Source organism: Pseudomonas sp. P9_2 (assembly GCF_034008255.1).
Taxonomy (GTDB): domain Bacteria; phylum Pseudomonadota; class Gammaproteobacteria; order Pseudomonadales; family Pseudomonadaceae; genus Aquipseudomonas; species Aquipseudomonas synxantha_A.
In genome coordinates, this window is the sequence record NZ_CP125376.1 from 5,737,873 (window position 1) to 5,757,568 (window position 19,696).

Annotated in this window: 15 protein-coding genes; 10 read left to right on the forward strand and 5 right to left on the reverse strand. The window is 61.6% G+C overall.

Annotated elements, in window-relative coordinates; translation table 11 throughout:
- Positions 1-40: 40 nt before the first annotated feature.
- From QMK52_RS25065 to QMK52_RS25100, 8 genes are read left to right on the forward strand one after another with little or no spacing between them, the layout of a single operon-like run.
- A complete protein-coding gene (locus QMK52_RS25065) occupies positions 41-2,020 on the forward strand; it encodes a GumC family protein (RefSeq protein WP_005786801.1) in 1,980 nt (659 codons plus the stop codon).
- Positions 2,020-3,201 carry a glycosyltransferase gene (locus QMK52_RS25070; protein ID WP_005786799.1) on the forward strand — a complete coding sequence of 394 codons (1,182 nt, stop codon included), beginning with the start codon at positions 2,020-2,022 and terminating at the stop codon, positions 3,199-3,201. Before QMK52_RS25065 ends, QMK52_RS25070 begins: the two co-directional genes overlap by 1 nt.
- Complete coding sequence (locus tag QMK52_RS25075) at positions 3,198-4,538, forward strand: beta-xylosidase (protein WP_103735419.1); 1,341 nt, start codon at positions 3,198-3,200, stop codon at positions 4,536-4,538. The genes QMK52_RS25070 and QMK52_RS25075 overlap by 4 nt, the downstream gene beginning before the upstream one ends.
- A gap of 22 nt (positions 4,539-4,560) precedes the next feature.
- Positions 4,561-5,775: a glycosyltransferase family 4 protein gene (locus QMK52_RS25080; protein ID WP_005786794.1), complete on the forward strand. Its 1,215-nt coding sequence runs from the start codon at positions 4,561-4,563 to the stop codon at positions 5,773-5,775.
- Positions 5,766-6,869 (forward strand): glycosyltransferase family 4 protein, encoded by a 1,104-nt coding sequence (locus tag QMK52_RS25085; RefSeq protein WP_005786792.1) that lies wholly within the window; start codon positions 5,766-5,768, stop codon positions 6,867-6,869. The genes QMK52_RS25080 and QMK52_RS25085 overlap by 10 nt, the downstream gene beginning before the upstream one ends.
- Positions 6,869-8,272, forward strand: coding sequence for an O-antigen ligase family protein (locus tag QMK52_RS25090; protein ID WP_005786790.1), 1,404 nt, complete (start codon positions 6,869-6,871; stop codon positions 8,270-8,272). Before QMK52_RS25085 ends, QMK52_RS25090 begins: the two co-directional genes overlap by 1 nt.
- Positions 8,269-9,090 (forward strand): acyltransferase, encoded by an 822-nt coding sequence (locus QMK52_RS25095; protein WP_320403610.1) that lies wholly within the window; start codon positions 8,269-8,271, stop codon positions 9,088-9,090. The genes QMK52_RS25090 and QMK52_RS25095 overlap by 4 nt, the downstream gene beginning before the upstream one ends.
- Positions 9,090-10,496, forward strand: a complete 1,407-nt coding sequence (locus QMK52_RS25100) for a lipid II flippase MurJ (RefSeq protein WP_194440393.1) — start codon at positions 9,090-9,092, stop codon at positions 10,494-10,496. The genes QMK52_RS25095 and QMK52_RS25100 overlap by 1 nt, the downstream gene beginning before the upstream one ends.
- A 59-nt stretch (positions 10,497-10,555) precedes the next feature.
- Here the strand turns inward: QMK52_RS25100 and QMK52_RS25105 are convergent, their stop codons facing one another.
- The 3 genes from QMK52_RS25105 to QMK52_RS25115 all read right to left on the reverse strand — a co-directional run bounded on the left by QMK52_RS25105 (position 10,556) and on the right by QMK52_RS25115 (position 14,320).
- Entirely contained in the window at positions 10,556-11,128 is a 573-nt protein-coding gene (locus QMK52_RS25105) for a DUF4174 domain-containing protein (protein WP_005786783.1), read from the reverse strand.
- Positions 11,129-11,280: 152 nt separating this feature from the next.
- Complete coding sequence (locus tag QMK52_RS25110; protein WP_005786781.1) at positions 11,281-11,913, reverse strand: glutathione S-transferase family protein; 633 nt, start codon at positions 11,911-11,913, stop codon at positions 11,281-11,283.
- Positions 11,914-11,962: 49 nt separating this feature from the next.
- Complete coding sequence (locus tag QMK52_RS25115) at positions 11,963-14,320, reverse strand: DNA polymerase II (RefSeq protein WP_194440391.1); 2,358 nt, start codon at positions 14,318-14,320, stop codon at positions 11,963-11,965.
- Between the two features lie 212 nt (positions 14,321-14,532).
- Between QMK52_RS25115 and QMK52_RS25120 the strand changes: the two genes are divergently transcribed.
- Positions 14,533-16,746, forward strand: coding sequence for a TonB-dependent receptor (locus tag QMK52_RS25120; protein WP_005786778.1), 2,214 nt, complete (start codon positions 14,533-14,535; stop codon positions 16,744-16,746).
- Between the two features lie 43 nt (positions 16,747-16,789).
- On the opposite strand, the gene QMK52_RS25125 is transcribed toward QMK52_RS25120, so the two are convergent.
- Positions 16,790-17,257, reverse strand: a complete 468-nt coding sequence (locus QMK52_RS25125; protein ID WP_194440390.1) for an SRPBCC family protein — start codon at positions 17,255-17,257, stop codon at positions 16,790-16,792.
- A 99-nt stretch (positions 17,258-17,356) separates the two neighbouring features.
- Between QMK52_RS25125 and QMK52_RS25130 the strand changes: the two genes are divergently transcribed.
- Positions 17,357-17,758 (forward strand): GFA family protein, encoded by a 402-nt coding sequence (locus tag QMK52_RS25130; RefSeq protein ID WP_005786775.1) that lies wholly within the window; start codon positions 17,357-17,359, stop codon positions 17,756-17,758.
- A 1-nt stretch (position 17,759) separates the two neighbouring features.
- On the opposite strand, the gene mrdA is transcribed toward QMK52_RS25130, so the two are convergent.
- Complete coding sequence (gene mrdA / locus QMK52_RS25135) at positions 17,760-19,652, reverse strand: penicillin-binding protein 2 (protein ID WP_005786773.1); 1,893 nt, start codon at positions 19,650-19,652, stop codon at positions 17,760-17,762.
- Positions 19,653-19,696: the final 44 nt, after the last annotated feature.

A 19,696-nucleotide genomic window follows, 5' to 3' on the forward strand; every position in this document is an offset into this window, starting at 1 on the left:
TCCCGTCTTTCGTAAACCCCATATGCAATGGAGTGATCCTGTGATAGAAATCCGCTCTCTTCGCGACCTGCTGCGGCTGTTTTTCATCTACCGCCGCGAATTCAAACTGGCAGTGATCACCACGATCGTCGTCGCGGTGCTGGGTGCCTTCCTGTTGCCGGCTCGCTACGAGTCCGACGCGCGCTTGCTGGTCAAGCCGGGGCGGGACAACACCACCGTGCCGATCGAAGCCGGCAACCGCCAGACGCTGATTGCCCCGAGCACCCAGCACGACCCGATTGTCGACGAAGAAAAAATGCTCACGGGCCGGCCCATCGTGCATATCGTTGCCGAGCGCTATATGGCGATGACCTCCGAGCCGCCGCAGGGCTTCTGGAAGGTCACCAAGTTCTACATCAAGAAGGGCCTTGGCGAAGTCATCAATGGCATACGCAGTGTGCTGCAGTTTGTGGGCCTTGCCGAGAAACAAAGCCCGCTGGAGCGCCTCGCGACCTCGCTGGAGAAGAACTTCAAAGCCGGTCACGAGCCGGGCTCTTCGGTGATCGAGATTTCCTTCACTTGGGACGACCCGGCGGTGGCGCAAAAAATCGTCGAGGAATGGGTCAACGCCTACCTTGAGGAACGTGCGCGGATTCTCGGGCGCAAGAGCCTGCATACCTTCTACGAAACCGAACGCGCCAAGGTGGCGGAAAATATCCAAAGCCTGAAGGACCAACTGCAAGGCCGTTTGAAGCAGATCGATTCGATCAGTGTCGATGCGCGCCTGAAGAACCTCACCAGTCAGATCGACCGTGTCACCGACGCCAAGGTCAGCGCACAGAACCAGATCTCGGGCATTCGCAGCCTCCTGGCCAACGCCAGCCAGCAGATCAAGAGCCAGCCGGCAGACGTGGTGACGATGCGCGAAACCAGCCTCAACCCCACCCAACTGGACCTCAAGCGCCAGCTCAATGCGCTGCAAGTGGAACGCGCACGCCTGTTGCGCACCTACCTGCCGGGCACGCCGCAGGTCAATCAGATCGAGCAGAACATCCGCGACATTGAAGCCCTCAGCGCTCAGGAAGCTACGCGCCTGGAACGCTCGCAAAACACTGCGCCCAACAGCTTGGTGATCAACGTCAAGCAGCAAGTGATCGACGCCCAATTGCAAGAGCGCAAACTGGCCGGGGAAATCGAGAACTACGACAAGACCCTCGCCGAACTGCGTGACCAGCGTGACAAGGCGATGACCGATGAGCCGGAACTCAACAAGCTGAGCCAACAACTGCGCGCCGCCGAAAAAAGCTACGCCTTGTACTCGGACAATCTTGAACAGGCGCGTATCGATCACGAACTGGACAACAGCCAGATCAGCAACATCGCGCTGATCGAACACGCCACCCTGAACCCGTCACGTGTGTTTCCCAAGAGCCTGCTGATTCTGTTGTTCGCCATTCCCGCCGGCGTAGCCGTGGGCTTTTTGACCATTTATGTGCTGTACCTGCTGGACCAGCGCATCCACGATGGCACCCGCTTGCAGGAGATGTTCCAGGTGCCGCTGTGGAGCAGCATCCCCGACGTGCAAGACGCCACGCCGGCCGCCGTCACCGCCAGCCTCTATCGCCTGTACAGCCTGCTGCCCCTGGAGCGCATCGCCAGTGAAGGCTTTGCCCTGGGCCTGACCTCGGCGCGGCATGGCGAGGGCGTGACGTTTATCATCGAGCAGCTCAAGCGCCTGCTGGAAGAACGTGGCCACCGCGTCTCGGTCGACGGGGCGAACGCGCCCACGGCGGGTGAAGTGCTGTTGCTGGATGCCTCGGCCTTGTCGTCCAACCCACAGGCCTTCCTGACGCTACGCCGTGCCGACCAGATCGTGCTGGTGATCGAAGCCCGCACCAGTACCGTACCGACCATCGAAAACGCGGTGTCGCTGCTGACCACCGCGTTCGGCAAAGTCGACGGCATGATCCTCAACCGCCGCCGCTTCGAAGTACCGGCCAAGGTCCTGGCGCGGATCAACAGCTGGCGCGGTGCGGCCTGATGCGTATTGCATTGCTGGCACCTCTGCCGCCGGAGCAGACCGGAATCGCCGATTACGCCGCGCATTTGCGCAACGCGTTGATCGAACTGGGCCTTGAAGTGGTGACCCCCCTCGCGGGTTGCCAGGACCTGGCTGAACAGTTGCGGCGCTTGCAAGTCTTTGACTGGCACGGTGTGGACCTGGTCCATGCCGAACTGGGAGGTGGGCGCTTCGGTGAGTTCCAGGCGCTTGACTACCTGCGCCGGGCACACCCACAACTGCCGTTGACTGCCACGGTGCATGACCCGGAGCGCTTGATCTGGCGCCGGGCCAAGCTGTTTTTCCCCTTGACCCTGCTCGAACGCCTGCCCCACCCGCTGCCCCAGGCGGCGGCGCTGCTGGCCGACCCGCTGACCTTGCACGAAGAACGACGCCTGGCCAAAGGTATGCGCCGGCTGATCACCCTCACCCGCCTGGGAGGCGACTGCCTGCGCCAACGCATGGGCCTGCGCCCGCAGCAAGTGGCGGTGATTGCTCACGGCAACCTGCCCATCGCGCCCCAGGACTTGCCGCCGCTTGCGCCGCTGCGTCTGTTGTATTTCGGCTTTATCTATCGCGGCAAGGGCATTGAAGATCTGCTCCAGGCCCTGGCCCAGTCACTGGCCGCTCACCCGCAATGCCGAGGCCAGGTGCGCCTGACCCTGGCCGGCGGCACCGCCCCGGAAATGACCTTCGACCCGGCCGGCAACTACCTCGACGGCCTGCGCCAACAGATCAGCGCGCTGCACCTGGAGGATGTGGTGGACTGGCAGCTGGACCTGCCATCGGCGCAGATCGCCGCTACGATCCAGGCGCACCATGTGATGGTGCTGCCCTACCGTGAATCGAAAAAACTCGGTTTCCTGGGACAGATGCGTGGCACCAGTGGCGCGCTGTCGTGGGCCAATGCCTGCGGGCGCGGGGTGATCACCTCCAATGCGCGTGCCTTTGCTGAAGAGGTGGCCGGCGGCAATGGCATCACCTATCAGCAGGGCGATATCGATTCCTTGAGCAACGCCTTGAACCGCTTGATCCTCGACCCGCAGCAGGCCCGGCAATGGGCTGCCCGGGCAGCGGAAATCGGCCACCAACGCCAGTGGGCCACCACGGCCCAACGTTTTGCCGAATTATTTCGGGATGCTTGTGAGGAGCCGTTGCGATGAATATTTCATCTGTTCGCCCGATGTGGCGCTATCTGCCGCTGGTGCTGGCAATCGCCGTGGGTGGCGCCCTGCTGTCGAGTGAAAAAGTCGATGCGCAGCCGGTGAATCTGGCCCCGGAGCGCACTGTGGTATGGAAGGACTTCCTTGGCGTGAACGCGCACTTTCTGTGGTTCACGCCCGAGCAGTACCGCCAGCAGATCAAGCAATACAAGAAACTTGGGTTGCAATGGGTGCGGGTCGACCTGCACTGGGATCGCCTGGAGCCCACAGAAGACGGTTATCAACTCAGCACCTTCGATGAACTGGACCGCACCCTGAGCGCTGAAAAAATCCGCTCGGTGTTTTACCTGGTGGGCTCGGCGCCCTTTATCACCACCGCCCCCAAGGGCGCGCAGTTCCAGGACCAGTATCGCCCGCGGGACCCCGAAATCTACGCGCTGCGCCTGGCACTCCTGGCCAAGCGCTACCCCAATATCGATGCCTGGCAGGTGTGGAACGAGCAGAACCTGCCGAACAACTGGCGCCCCAAAGTCAACGCCAAGGAGTACGGGCAATTGTTATTGGCCAGTCACCAGGCGTTGAATATTGCCGCGCCCGGCAAACTGCAAGTCATGGGCGGCATGGCGTACTACAGCCAAATGCCGCCGCGTGGCAAAACCCTGATGTTCGAAGCGCTTGGCGCGCTGGGCGTGCAAAACCTGGGCATGGTCGCGGCCTATCACCCTTATTCGATGACCCCGGAAACCGATGAACCGGGCAAGAACGAAGTGCTGCTGCGCGGCGATCAACTCAATACCATGCTGCACGGCGCCGGCATCAAGAACGTATGGGCTACCGAGTGGGGCTGGTCCAGCTATGCCGGCCCCAAGGAGATGCAGGACCTGATCGGTATCGACGGGCAGGCCGACTACACCTTGCGCCGCCTGGCGTTGATGGCGTCCCAGGACTATCAGAAGATTTTCCTGTTCGCGCTGTCCGACCTCGACCAACGCGCCTCGCCACGCGACCAGCATTACGGCCTGCTGAACCTGGACGGCGAACCCAAGCCGGTCTACACCGCCCTCGCCCGCTTCCTCGAGATCACCGGCCCCTCCCTTAAACCCGGCACCACGCCCAAGCTTGAGGATGTGCCGGACAGTTTCTACAGCGTGGCCTGGACTCGGCCTGACGGAAAACACCTGTTGATGTACTGGAGTGCCAAAGGCAGCAGCATCAGCCTGCCGGACATCAAACACGCAGAACTGCTGGACCCGCTGACCGGAGCCCGGCAGCCCCTGAACGACGACAACGGTATTCGCCCAGCGGTGAAGCCGAGTTTGCAGATACTGGTGTGGTAGCCCCGGGCATGGAGAGCTGTACATGAGAATCCTATGGATTGTGCCCTACCTGCCTTGGCCGACCACCAGCGGCGGCAAGACCCGGCAGTATCATTTGCTGCGCACCTTGAGTGAGCGCGGGCATCGCATCACGCTGCTGGCGCAATCGAAGACACCGGCCGATGACGCGGTGCACGCAGCCCTTGAACCGTTGCTCGAACGCCTGATCGTGGTGCCGCGCCGGCCGCTGAAACACCCGATGACCCTGCTCGCGGGTGTATTCGCACCATGGCCGCTGTTGACCACGGTCAACGGCCTGTCGGCACCGTTGCAAGCCCAATTTGCGCAACTGTTGAACGAGCGCTGGGACGTGATTCAAGTGGAACACAGCTACAGCCTGCAACCGTTTCTGCGCACCTTGCAGCAGCGCCAGCGCGAGTTTGTGCTGACCGAGCACAACCTGGAATCAAGCCTGGGCGGCGCCACTTATGACCGTTTTCCCAAGTGGGCTGCGCCGTTCGTGCAGTACGACCAATGGCGCTGCCGGCAATGGGAGCGCAAGGCGTTCGATGCCGCCGCCCATGTGATCGCGGTGACCGACGCGGACGCCCAGGCCATGCGGCCGTTGACTGCAACGCCGGTAAGCGTGGTAGTCAATGGCGTCGACAGCCGTGCCTTCGCCCAGGTCAGTGCCGATACGCAGAGCCAGCGTTTGTTGTTTGTCGGCAATTACGAATACGCACCGAACCTGGACGCTGTGCAGTGGTTGCTTGAAGAGATATTCCCCCGGGTCTGGCTGCAGTGTCCGAACGCGCGCCTGGCGGTGGCCGGTTACGGCTTGCCCGAACACTGGCGCGACCGTTGGCCGGATGAACGTGTCGAGTGGCTGGGGTTTGTTCCTGATCTGTGCGCCCTGCAACGGCGCTGCGCCGGTTTTGTCGCCGCGTTGCGCCATGGCGGCGGCTCCAAGCTCAAGGTGCTGGAGGCAATGGCCGCCGGCTTGCCGCTGGTCAGCACGGCCCAGGGTGTTTCCGGTTTGGCGGTGCAACCACAGGCGCATTACCTCGCGGGCGAAAGCGCCGAGGCCCTGGCCGACGCCATCGTGCGTCTGCTGGATCAGCCGCTGCTGGCCCGGCAACTGGCCGATGCGGCACGCGATTATGCGCGGCACTACCACGACTGGGCGGTGGCCGGTGACGAACTGGAGCACATCTACCGCACCTTGATCGCCTCTAAGGAGTCTCAGCCATGCGCGTAGCCCTGGACTATCGCCCCGCCACGGTTGCGCCCTCGTCGGGCATCGCCCGCCAGGTCCTGGCGCTGGAAGATGCCCTGCGCGCGCGGGGCAACACCGAGGTGGTGCTGTTCACTGAGGCGCCCCTGGACCACCCGCAACGCCAGACCGCCATTTGCCCACCCTGGGCCAGCCCGCTGGATGGCCTGCAACGGCCGCAGGTACGCTTGCGGTTCGAGCGCAAATTTTTGCCCAGAGCCCTGCACGAGCAACAGATCGACCTGCACATCGCCACGGCCAATATGGGCTTGCCGCTGTGCCGCAAACCCGCCGGCACCCGTTATGTCCTGGTGCTGCATGACCTGTTTCAGCTGACTCAGCGTAACTTCCATCGCTCCAGGCTCAAGGCCCTGGCCTATCGTTTGATCGACGGCGCCTCGATTGCCTGGTCGGTGTGGCAGGCTGACCGGGTGTGGTGCCCTTCGCAGTTTTCCTGCAACGAAGCCGCCCGCGTATTCCCCTGGGCCCGGGCCAAGTTCCGGGTGTTGAGCAACCTGGTGCCCGAATTGAATGCAGCGCCAGAGCCGCTGCCAGACAACCTGCCGGCGCGTTACTGGCTGGTGGTGGGCACACGGGAGCCGCGCAAGAACATGGCATTTTTCCTGCGTCAATGGCAGGCCTGCCGTGCGGCGAACCCTGAGGTGCCGGACCTGGTGCTGGTGGGCCACGCCAGCGATGTACCGTCCGCCCTTGGCGAACTGCCGGGCCTGCACTGGTGCAGCGGTTTATCCGACGGCCAACTGCAAGCCCTCTACCGTCATACCGACTGCCTATGGCAGCCGTCTTATGCCGAGGGCTTTGGCCTGCCGGTGGTGGAAGCTTTGAGTGTGGGCACGCCGGTGGCGGTGGCACGCGGTTCCGCCCTGGATGAAGTCGCGCCGCCCGGCGCCCCGCGCTTCGACCCACACGATGCCAGGCAATTGCAGAACGTCATGCAGCAACTGGCAACCGCGGGCGACACGGCAGACGCCGAAACGCAGCGCGCCTGGGCCCGGCAATTTGCCGAACCGGCCTATCGCTCGCGCCTGGATACTTTGCTCAAGGAATTGGACCGCTAATGCTGCCAGGAAAACTCATCAGTCTGCTCCTGGGCCTGGTCTTCGGCATTTTGCTGTTGGCCCTGTCGCCGATCAAGGCCTTGCTGGTCGTGGCCGGCGCGGGTGTGGCCTTGACCCTGATCCGCTTTCCCCTGTGGGGCTTGCTGATTTTCGCGGTGTTGGCCACCAGCATTCCCTACACCACGTTGGAACTGGGGATCCGCACCACCATCAGCGAAGCCGTGTTGGGGCTGACCTGGGTCGGGGTGTTCTGGCAATCGTTTATCGGCAAGACCCGCGGCTTGATCCTGTGGCGTCCGACCGAGCGCGCGCTGATGTGGTTGATGCTGTTCAGCACTATTCCGTTTATCTGGGGCATGGTCATCATCCATGCCGAAGGCAACGGGCCGGTGAACTGGGTACGCTGGCTGATGAACCTGTCGTTGCTGTTTATCGTGCCGTTGCTGCTGCGCACCGACGCCGACCGCGACAAGGTGGTGGTCGCCCTGCTGCTGGGCAACCTGGCGATGCTGTTGCTGTCGATTTTCATGTTTTTGAAAACGCGCAACGCCATGTCGATGATCGAGGTGCTCACCGACCTCAAGTACGCCCACCCGGAAGCGGTGAAGGATATTTTTTCCGCCAACTACACGCGCATGGCCTCGCCCTGGGTGCACCCAAACCTGACGGGTGGCGTGCTGGTGCTGTTTATCCCCCTGGCGCTGTTCTACGGCTGGACCCGCAGCGGCTGGCGCCGGGCGCTGGGCCTGGCGGTGGCGGTGCTGGGTTGCGCCGGCCTGCTGCTGAGTATTTCCCGTGGCGCCATCGTGGCCCTGGCGCTGGTGCTGATCTGGCTGACCTATAAGCGCGTACCCAACAGCGGGCGCATCATCGGTATCGGCGTGGCGTTTGGGGTTGCGCTGGTGATGTTCTATCCGCCGTTGCAGGAGCGCTTGCTGACCATCTTCTCGTCCACCAATGCCAGTACCGAAATCCGCTTCGACGAGTACGCAAGATTCCCCGAGGCCATGTCGACATACCCCCTGGGGATCGGCTTCAAGATCGACCCACCCGTACCCGGCACCAACCTGTTGGGCATCTCCAACCTGTGGCTGAACTTCATCTACAAGGTCGGCATTCCGGGGATGCTGTTGTTTATCACCGTCACGGTGTTGTGGTGGCGTGAAGTGCGCCCCCTGGGCCAGGTGCGCAAGGTCACCGCCGACAACGCCCTGTGGCTGGGGTGTATCTGCGGCGTGATGGCAGCGCTGTTGACGGGGATTTTCGACCACTATTTCAGCTTCACCTTTGTACTGATCGCGCTGTTCTGGCTGTTGATGGGCATGAGCCTGCAACAGGTGCGTCTGCGCCCCTCCATTACCGCCCCTGTTGCTGCTATTGCGCCAAAGGATAACCAACCATGAAGCACCGGATGATTCACTCCACCGATTTGCGCGATCGCCTCCCCACACTGGCCGCTGAACTGGGCGTGAGCCTGCCGGACCTGGAAGAGGCGCTGGACTGGTGCCTGGCCAACGACGTGGTGTTTGAAGAGGGCGAAGGCGACAACAAGCGCTTCTGGATAAACTCCATCGACCTGGAACCCGCCCTTGAGCACCCGGTGGCCCGCCTTTTGTTCCGCCGTATGAAACAGGACCTGCCGGGCAAGCTGTTGCCGCGCTATGGCAAAAACTGGGCAACGATCAAGGATCGCTGGCGCAACGCCTGGGACATGGCCTACAACATTTTGATCAACAAGATCCCCAGCCACCATGTGCGCATTGCCTGGCTGCGCCTGGGCGGCGCGAAGATCGGCAAGGGCACAAGCTTGTGGCGTAACACCGAAGTGTTGGGCATCCACAACTTGAGAGTCGGTGACGATACGGTGATCGGTTGGCATTGCCAAGTAGACGCCCGCGCCGGGCTGGTGATCGGCAACCACGTGGCGATTGCCTCCCACGTGCTGATCATCGCCGGCAGTCATGATTTGCAGGCACCGGAGTTCTGGTCGATTTCCGGGCCGATCTACATCGACGACTATGTGTGGATCGGCAGCCGGGCGTTGATCGGCTACGGCACGCACCTGGGTCATGGTTCGGTGATCAGCGCCAATACCGTGGTGGCCAAGGCTGTGGCCCCCTATAAAATCATTGGCGGTTCCGGGGCCAAAATCATGGGCGAACGTTGCCATGCTCTGAACTATAAGGTGGGTGGCAAGGGCCTGTTCACCCTGTTCCACTGATGTTCGGCAGCACGCTCTGGCTGACCGTCGCGACCCTCGCCGGGCTGGTCGCCGGTTTTGCCCGCGAATGGCTGCTGGTGGCGGCCTGGGGCGCAGGTAGCCGCAGCGACGGGTTTCTGGTGGCGGTGTTTTTGCCCGAAGCGTTGCGCATGACCCTGGCCGCCGGCTTGCTTGCGGCGGCTGCCCTGCCCCTCTATCAACAACGCGACCCACAACGCCAGCAAGCCTGGCTGGCCAGCCTTTCTCCACGCCTGCTGGGAGTAGGCCTGGCCCTGTTTGCCGTATTGGCGCTGGGCGCGCCGCTGTGGGTGCGCCTGATCGGCCCCGGCCTGGACGCCGCAGCCCATGCCGAAGCCGCCGCTAACTTGCGCTGGCTGGCGGCCTGTGCGCCGGGCCTGGTGATGCATGGGTTGTTCAGTATTCCCTTGCAGGCACGCCAGCGTTTTGTGCTGCCGGGGCTGGGCTCTTTGCTGTTCAACCTGCCGCCGGTGCTGTACCTGTTTATCCGCGGCAGCGCAAGCGACAGCGGCGAACTGGCCATGAGCTTTTTTGCCGGCAGTGTGTTGATGTGCCTGCCGCTGCTGGCGCCGGTCTGGTCTTTCGGCTGGCGGCCGTGGCAAGTCACTGGCGACAAGCTGGCGGGCCGCGAACTGTTGGGGCGCATCGGACCATTGTTGGCCAGCAATGTCGCCAGCCAGGGTTTGGCGCTGCTTGAGCGATTGATCGCCAGTTACCTGGGGGAAGGCGCCGTCACGTGGGTCAACCTTGCACGCAAACTGATCAATCTGCCCTTGATCGCCCTGATGAGCCTCAACCAGGTACTGCTGGGCATGATGAGCGGCGAACAAGGCCAGCAGCGCCTGGCCCTGCTGCGCCGAGGCCTGGATGCTGCGACCCTGCTCAGCCTGCCGGCCGCCCTCGGCCTGATCGGCGCCAGCCCGGTGCTGATTCATCTGCTGATGCCCGCCCAAAGCGCCGACAGCCCACTGCCCGCCCTGCTGGCCTGGTTCGCGACGCCATTGGTGTTCGGCGCCTGGAACGCTATGCTCGCCCGCTACGCCTATGCCAGCGGCGACACGCGCCTGCCCTTGCGCTGCGAATTGCTGGGCAGCGGGGTCAACGCTTTGCTGTTGGTGCTGCTGCCGTACTTTCTGGGTTTGCCGGGTATCGCCCTGGCGGCGTTGGGCGGGGTTATCGTCACCAACCTGCTGCTGATGCAGCGCCAGCAATTGCTTGGGCAACTGGGCTGGCCGCTGCAATGGGGGCTGAGTGCGGTTTTACTGGGTTTTGCAGCCGTGATATTGCACCCGCTGCACAATGATGGGTGGCAACTGGGCTTGAGTACCTTGGCGGCTGCCCTGGTATTGGGAGGGTTGGCTGGGTGGTTCAAGCCGTGGAAACAGTGAACTGGAGCCACCACCGCAATGGCCTGCGCAGGAGCTGGTAAGCCAGCTCCTGCACGGACTCAGTCATCCAACTGTTGAGGCGCAGCCGGCTTGGTTGCCTTACCCGCTTTGGTAGCGTTCTTGCCAGGCGCAGGCGCCGGTTCTGGCACAACCGGAGCAGCCGCTTCTTTCTCGGCCATCGGCATCTGGTCGATGGTGCTGAAAAATTCCTTCAGGTCGAGGGTATCCGGCGGGACGGTCTTCTCAACTTTCTTCTCACCATCCTTGCCGATCAGGATCACCTTGGTGCCGCTGCCGACGCCGAGCTTGAGGGCACGGATCAGCGCGTTGGTTTCAGGCGGCGTGAGCTTTTTGCTGTCCTTTGGGTCCTTGGCGAACTTCTCCCCTTCGGCGCCAATGCTACCGAACTTGACGGTGTAGAACACCATGCTGCGCTCTTCGAAGGACTGCTTGGTGGCAGCCTCTTCCAGTTGTTTCTTCAGCGTTGCCAGTGTCGGGTTTCCAGCATCAAGCTCCACGACCACCAGCGGGCGCGTCTTGCCCAACTCCTGCTTGAGCGGATTATCATCAGCGGCCAACAACGGCCCCGTAAAAGCCATCAAGGTAGCCAGGGTCAGCGACCGGATGAGCATGCGCACCTCCTTTGAATTCCATGCAGGGTTCTTGAGTTTCATGTCTGCGACAGTCAAATTCAAGGATGATTCCTACATCACTTTGAGAAGAGTAGGTCAGGACGCCCGCTACGCAAGGGCTTGGACAGTGGCCGGAGCATTGTTTCTTCCGGTTACGAGACCGTCCACTGCGGCCAATGACGGGCAAAAACCGGGGCCACGACAGGGTCGGCGTCTACCCGCTCCAGGCTCTGTGCAAAGCCCGGCGCCAGGTTGCCGAGCACCTCGCGCGCGTCATCCCAGCGCGACACCGCCGCCGCCATGATGCCCAGTGCATTCGGCACATTGCCCGGGGTAAACAGCTGGTCGGCAAACTGATCGGCAAACACGACCCAGGCCTGGTGCAGGTAGCGCCGTGTGCCGCTGACCAGTTGCGCTTGCTGCGCCTCATCGGCATTACCCAACCAGCGTTGCGGGTAGTCGATGATGCCGATCGCCGAATAGCAATTGGCGGCGATGTACAGCAGCCCGCGCAGGATCTGCGCACGATCGCCGGCCAGCAACTCGGCCTTGGGGTACTCCAGGCCCAGGTGGATCAGGATAGCGGCGCTTTCGGTCAGCACCTGGCCATTGGGGGTGACCAGGGTGGGGATCTGCTTGAGTGGATTGATACGTGCAAGAGCGTCGCTGCCCTCGCCGTCCTGCCAGGAGCTGGCGTCCACGCGATGCCACGGCACGGCGCAGCGCTGCAGGGCGATTTCGATCATGCAGGAGCCGGATTCGTCGGTGCCATAAAGTGTGTACATGGGCGTTGCCTCCTGAGCGATGGGCGATAGGGACAGTGTGGTCCATTGCCTAGAATAGCCCCATCTGCCCGCCCACCAGGGTACCGAAGTCATCATTCACAAACGGCAAGATCGCGTCAGCAACGGGCTGCAATTGCCGGGTCACATAGTGGTCGTAGTCGATGGGCGCTTGCCGCACTTCCAAGGGTTCGGGGCCGTTGACGCTGATCACGTAGCTGATCCAGCCACCGCGCTGGTACTGGCGCGGGCGCCCCAGGCGGTCGTTGTACTCGTCGGCCAAACGTGCCGCGCGCACATGGGGCGGAACGTTGCGTTCATAGTCGTGCAAGGGGCGGCGCAGGCGCTTGCGGTAGATCAGCAACTCGTCGAACTCGCCGCTCAGGGTACGGCGCACGTAGTCGCGTATGTAGTCCTGATGGGGCTGGCGATGGAAGATGCGCCGGTAGAGTTCCTGCTGGAATTGCCGGGCCAGAGGCGACCAATCGCTGCGCACGGTTTCCAGGCCTTTGTAGACCATCTCTTCGCTGCCATCGTCGCGCACCACCAAACCGGCGTAGCGCTTCTTGCTGCCCTCCTCCGCGCCACGGATGGTCGGCATCAGGAAGCGGCTGAAGTGGGTTTCGTATTGCAGCTCCAAAGCACTTCGCAGGCCGTACTCCGTGCTCAGGTGGGCGCGCCACCAATCATTGACGTGCTGCACCAGCGCCTGGCCGATGCGATTGGCATCCTGCGGAGAATGGGCGCTGCCGAGCCAGACGAAGGTGGAGTCGGTGTCGCCGTAGATCACTTCATAACCCTGGGCCTCCACCAGCTCGCGGGTCTGGCGCATGATCTGGTGCCCACGCAGGGTGATCGACGACGCCAACCGCGTATCGAAGAACCGACAGCCACTGGAGCCGAGCACGCCATAGAAGGCATTCATGATGATTTTCAAGGCTTGGGACAGCGGCGCGTTGTGCTCGCGCTTGGCCTCTTCACGGCCTTCGGATACGCGAGTGACGATGGACGGCAGGCAGTGCCGGGTGCGGGAGAAACGTGCGCCGCGAAAGCCCTCTACCGAGTCGCTATCGTCGGGATGCTTGAGGCCTTCGATCAAGCCCACCGGGTCGATCAGGAAGCTGCGGATGATCGATGGGTAAAGGCTTTTGTAGTCCAGCACCAGCACCGATTCGTAGAGGCCCGGGCGTGAGTCCATGACAAACCCGCCAGGGCTGGCCTGGGGCGGTTTGTCGCCCAGGTTCGGCGCGACGAAACCCTGGCGATGCATCAACGGCAGGTACAAGTGGGTGAAGGCGGCGACCGAACCGCCGTTACGATCGGCCGGCAAGCCAGTGACGCTGGCACGCTCCAGCAAGAACTTGAGTAACTCGGTCTTTTCAAAAATCCGTGTGACCAGCTCACAGTCCTTGAGGTTGTAGCGCGCCAAGGCGGGCTTGTCCTCGGCGAACATGCGGTTGATTTCGTCCATGCGCTGGTACGGGGTGGAAATGTCCTTGCCTTCGCCGAGCAGGGTTTGTGCGACGTTTTCCAGGCTGAAGGATTCAAAGCTCCAGGTCGCCGAGCGCAGTGCTTCGATCCCGTCGATGATCAAGCGCCCCGCCGCTGCCGCGAAGTAGTGATTGCGGCTGCCGTGCTCGCGCCAGGTCATGGCTTCACCGCCACGCCCCAACAACAGCGGCACGTTCAAACGTTGGGCGTGCTCATGCAGGACGCGCAGGTCGAACTGCACCACATTCCAGCCGATGATCGCATCGGGATCAAAGGTGGCCAGCCATTGGTTGAGGCGTTCGAGCAGTTGCGCACGGGTGTCGCAGTAGTCGAGCTTGAAGTCCACGGCATCGGTTTTGTTTGGCGGGCCGAGCATATACACCTGGCGTTCGCCGCAGCCTTCCAGCGCGATGGAATACAGATCGCCCTGGGCGGTGGTTTCGATGTCCAGGGACACCAGCTTCAAGCGCGGGCGGTAGTCGGGCGCGGGCTTCATCTGCGCATCCAGCAAGGTACCGCTGGCATCCGCAGTGCCGCCAAACCACACGGGAGCTGTGATAAAGCGCTCCATCATGTAGCGCTCGGGCGGTCGCACATCGCCTTCATAGACATCGACCCCGGCGCTGCGCAGGCGCTTTTCGATGTCCATCAATTGGCGGTGCTGGCGGGCATAGAGGCCCAGGACCGGGCGATGGTGGAAGTCGCAGAGTTGCAACGGGCGCAGCTCAAGATCGCGCTCGCCCTTGAGCAGCCAATCAAGCGGCTTGCGATGGACTTCGGGGATGAACATCACCGAGGTTTGCACGGGTAGGCGAATACACCGAGGCCCGTGGTCGGTGGCCAGCCAGAAACTGACCTCCGTGCCCAACGAGGTATCGCGCCAATGCCGGGTCAGGACAAAACCCTGCTGTAAATCCACCGTACCGCACCTCAGGAATCGCTTTCAGGGCGTGATTCTACTCGGCATCCGGGCAAACGCGTCGGGTAAACGCACACGCAGTGCGCAATCGAATAAATTTGTTGCAGGACATTAATAATAATCACTATCATTTGCGCCGGAGTCGTATCCGCGCAGTGAGGAAGCGCAACGTCGCTGCCCCCTTCCTCATAAGTTAGCCGTCTGGATCGACCATGCCCCTCTGCAATCTTTTCGCTGCGCCATTTCGCCCGACCCTGCTCGCCCTTTGCTGCTCCGTGAGCCTTGCTGCACAGGCGGCAACCCCCGAGGCCGCAGACAACGTGCTGGAACTGGGCGCCACCAACATCAATGCCCAAGCACCCGCGCCCACGGCGCTGCCCCCTGAGTTTGCAGGTGGCCAGGTTGCACGCGGCGGCCAACTGGGTGTGCTGGGCAACCAGGACATCATGGATGTGCCCTTCAGCATGTCCTCCTACACCGAAAAGCTGATTCGCGACCAGCAGGCGGAAACCGTCGGCGACGTGTTGCTCAATGACTCCTCGGTGCGCCAGGCCTCGGGGTATGCGAACCAGTCACAGACGTTCATGATTCGTGGCCTGCCGTTGAATGGCGATGACATTTCCTATAATGGTTTGTACGGTGTCCTGCCGCGCCAGATCATTTCCACTGACGCCTTGGAGCGCGTGGAGGTATTCAAGGGCCCTAACGCCTTTATCAACGGCGTCACCCCCACCGGCTCGGGGATTGGTGGCGGCGTGAACCTGCAACCCAAGCGCGCCGATGATGTGCCACTGCGTCGTTTCAGTACCGACATCAGCAGTGATGGGCGGATTGGCGAACACTTGGATATTGGCCAGCGCTTCGGCGAAGACAACCGGTTTGGCGCACGGGTCAACCTGTCCCAGCGCGAAGGCGATACCGGGATTGATGATGAAAACCAGCGTTCGAAGCTGTTTGCCGTCGGCCTTGATTACCGCGGCGATGCGTTGCGGCTGTCCGGTGATTTTGTGTATCAGAAGCAGCGTATCAACGGTGGGCGTAACTCGGTGTTCCTTGGCACCATCACCCAGGTGCCGGATGCGCCGTCGGCAGACACCAACTACGCGCCAAGCTGGAGCAGTACCAACCTTGAAGACACCTTGGGGATGCTGCGCGCCGAATATGACCTGAATGAAAACTGGACCGCCTACGCGGCAACCGGTGCCAAGCACAGCCGTGAAATGGGGCGCTACTCGTCGGTGACCTTGAGCGATAATCTCGGCAATGCCAGCGCCAGCGGCTCGACTATCGCCCACGAAGAAAACAATACCAGTGCCATGGGTGGCCTCAATGGCAAGTTCCACACCGGCCCGGTGAGCCATCGGCTTAACTTCGGCCTGGCAGGCATCTGGACCGAGGCGCGCAACGCCTATGTATTTGCCAGCGCAAAAAACCCGACCAATATCTACAACCCCGTAACCGGCGCGCCGCCGGCCCTCAACAGCCCACGCAATACCCCAGGCACCGACTTCAGCGATCCGACCATCACCGGCAAGACATTCGTGCGCAGCGTCGCGGTATCCGACACCTTGGGGTTCTTCGATGACCGCCTGTTAGTGACCGTTGGTGCACGTCGCCAGCAGATGGTGGTGCAGAGTTACAACTACATGAGCGGTACCCGCACCGCCAACTATGACGAATCGATCACCACACCGGTCTACGGCATTGTGTTCAAACCGTGGGAGCACGTATCTCTGTATGCCAACCGCATTGAAGGCCTGGCTCAGGGCCCGACGTCGCCGCTCAAATCAGGCAACCTGACGGTCATCGGTGGCGGGCAAGCTTATGCGCCTGCCCGGTCCAAGCAGATCGAAGCGGGTGTCAAAGTGGACATGGGCACCTATGGCGCGACCCTGGGTGTATATCGTATCGAGCAGCCCGGCGCGGGTTATGCCGAAGCCATCGACGCCACCACCGCCCGTTATGTGCGGGAAGGTCAGCAGATCAACAAGGGCGTCGAGCTCAACGTATTCGGCGAACCGGTCAGCGGCCTGCGCTTGCTGGGCGGGGTAACCCTGATGAAAACCGAACTCAAGGGTACCCTCAACGGCGCCAACGATGGCAACCGCGCCATTGGCGTACCCTCATTCCAGCTCAATGCCGGGGTGGATTGGGATGTGCCCGGCCTGCAAGGCGTAAGCCTCAGCGGGCGTATGCTGCGCACCGGCGGGCAGTACGCCGACGCGGCCAACAACCTGAGCCTGCCGGCCTGGAACCGCTTCGACGTGGGTGCGCGCTACACCTTCGCCGTGGACAAGCGCGAGGTGACATTGGGTGCCACGGTAGAGAACGTCGCCAACCAGAAATACTGGGAGTCGGCCCAGGGCGGGTTCCTGAGCCAGGGTGATCCGCGAGTGGCGAAGTTGTCGGCGTCGATTGATTTCTAGAACGTGATTACGTTGGGGGGCTGATCTGCCCCCTTTCCCACCATCATACTGGTCGGGTTTCGCTCAGATAGGTTTCGATATTGCCCATCTGCTCATCCCAACCACGGGAGTTCATCTTGAACGCCTTCTGGCGCCGCGCCTCGGGAACCTGGTCGAAACCGGATTCGACAACCCGCAGCAGGATGCCGGGGGCGCGATCCTCGATGGTGAACTCCACCAGGGTCGGTGTTTCGTTGTCGTAGTCGACGCCCTCTTCCACTGCGAAAGGATGCCACCAGAAAGAGAACAGGGTTTGCGGCAGGACGCGTTCGATCCTGGCCTCCCAGACTACATGTTCGTAACCTGGGTAAGTAATTGGCGCTTCGATGGTTTGCCCGGCTACAAAGGTTTTGCCCTTGAGCGCGATACCGAACCAGCTGCCAAATTGCTCGGCATCCGTGAGAGCCTCCCAAACCTGTTTACGCGATGCATTGAGCAGGACTTTGCGTTCGATTCGATCTAATACGTGCATGAGTCACCTCCTTCTTTGAACAGTAGGCGACATCGACCAATGCGCAACCTTGCATTGTGCGCGATGATGATGACCCCCTCCTTGACCTGGCCATAGGTTATGACTGACCCATTGAATGGAAGTTGCTTGTGCAAAGGTGTGCGCTATCAGGTGGACAGCCTGGACATGCCCATCAGCCACTGCCATTGCGACAGCTGTCGCAAAGCACACGCAGCTGCGTTTGTTGCCACTGCCGGGGTGATGCGCGAGCATTTTCGCTGGACGCACGGTGAAGAGCTTTTGGCATCCTTTGAATCCTCGCCGGGGAAACTCCGACGCTTCTGCTCGCGCTGCGGCTCACATCTGATTGCCGAACGGGGGCATCAGCCCCACGTGATCGTGCGGGTGGCGACGCTGGACGATGATCCCGGCGTCAGGCCCACCTCGCATATCTGGATGGCCCATGAGGTGCCATGGCTGGCCTATGACGGCGTAGAGCGCTGGGTCGAGTGGCAGGCCTGAGTCAGACGCGTGGGTCGCCTGGCGCTTTGGCTGGCGTCGCATATTGCGGCTTGAGATGACCTTCCTGATCAAGCAACCAGGCATCCATGATTTGCCGCACTACCGGCCCAGCCACACGGCCTCCGGCCTCACCGTTTTCAATCATGACGGAAATCACGATTTTCGGATGTTCGGCCGGCGCAAAACCGACGAACAAGGCGTTATCGCGATGACGCTCCAGCGTCTTGTTGCGGTTGTAGCGCTCACCCTGCTTGATCGCCACTACCTGGGCGGTGCCGCTCTTGCCGGCGATGCGGTATTGGGCGCCTTGCGCTGCCGCCCTGGCGATACCGCGTGGGTCGTGCATCACCAATTGCATACCATGGTTGACCTGCTCCCAATCACGCGGATCTTTTAAGACTACGTTGGGCATCGGGTTCTCATCCACCGGAGGCACTCCGTTGATGGTCTTGGCCAGGTGCGGACGGTTCCAGATGCCTTTATTGGCGATCAATGCGGTGGCTTGAGCCAGTTGCAGCGGCGTCACCTGCATATAGCCCTGGCCGATGCCGAGGATCACGGTTTCGCCTGGGAACCAGGGCTGGCGACGGGTCGCACGCTTCCAGGCTTGAGAGGGCATCAGACCTGCGGACTCTTCGAACATGTCCAGGGACACCTTCTGACCAAGGCCGAACTCGGCGAGGTAGTCGTGCAGGCGATCGATGCCTAGCTTGTGGGCCAGGTCGTAGAAGTAAGTGTCGTTGGAACGCATGATGGCGGCGTCCATGTCTACCCAACCGTCGCCACTGTGGTTCCAGTTGCGGTATTTGTGATCGAAGTCCGGCAGCTGGTAATAACCGGGATCGAACACCCGGGTTTGCGGGGTAACAACGCCACTGTCGAGACCCGCGATCGCCACTTCCGGCTTGATGGTTGAACCCGGCGCATAGAGCCCACGTAGCACGCGGTTGAACAGCGGCCGATCAATGGAATCGTGCAGCGCGGCGTATTCCTTGAAGCTGATGCCGGTGACGAACAGGTTCGGATCGAAACTCGGTTTGCTGACCATAGCCAGTACTTCACCGGTTTGCGGGTCCAGAGCCACGACCGAACCACGCCGGTCGCCCAGGGCTTCTTCGGCGGCTTCCTGAAGCTTGACGTCGAGGCTCAGGACGATGTTTTTGCCAGGGATCGGATCGGTGTGCTTGAGCACGCGTAGTACGCGCCCCTGGGCATTGGTCTCGACCTCTTCATAACCGACATGGCCGTGCAGCTCGGCCTCGTAAAAACGCTCGATCCCGGTTTTACCGATGGATTGGGTACCGCGGTACTCCACGGAATCAAGGGTCTTGGATTCTTTCTCATTGATGCGGCCGACATAGCCGATGGAGTGGGCAAAGTGCGCACCCAGCGGGTAGTGGCGGACAAACTGGGGCTCGACGTCCACCCCTGGTAGACGGAACTCGTTGACGGCCAAAACGGCGATCTGTTCTTCGTTCAACTCATAGAACAACGTGACCGGAACAAACGGGTGACGAGCCTGCTTAAGCGCCTTATCGAACATCGCTCGGTCTTCGGCAGGCAGATGCAGCAGATTGACGATCGCGTCCAGCTCACCCTTGAGATCGGTGGTGCGTTCACGGGTGATGGTCAGGTTGTAACTCGGACGGTTGTCGGCCAGGACTACACCATTACGGTCATAGATCAAGCCGCGAGTTGGCGTGATCGGCAGTACGTGAACCCGATTGTTTTCCGAGATCGTGGAGTGGTAGTCGTACTGCACCACTTGCAGAAAATACATACGCCCCACCAGGGCACAGGTGATGCCTACCACTAGCAGTGCACAGGCCAGCAAGCGTTTGTTGACCAGGCGGTTTTCTTTTTCGTGATCTTTGATAGGTATCGGTTCAGGCATTTCTACAGCATCTCGTTGGAAAATAGCGACGCCGCCTCCTGCGG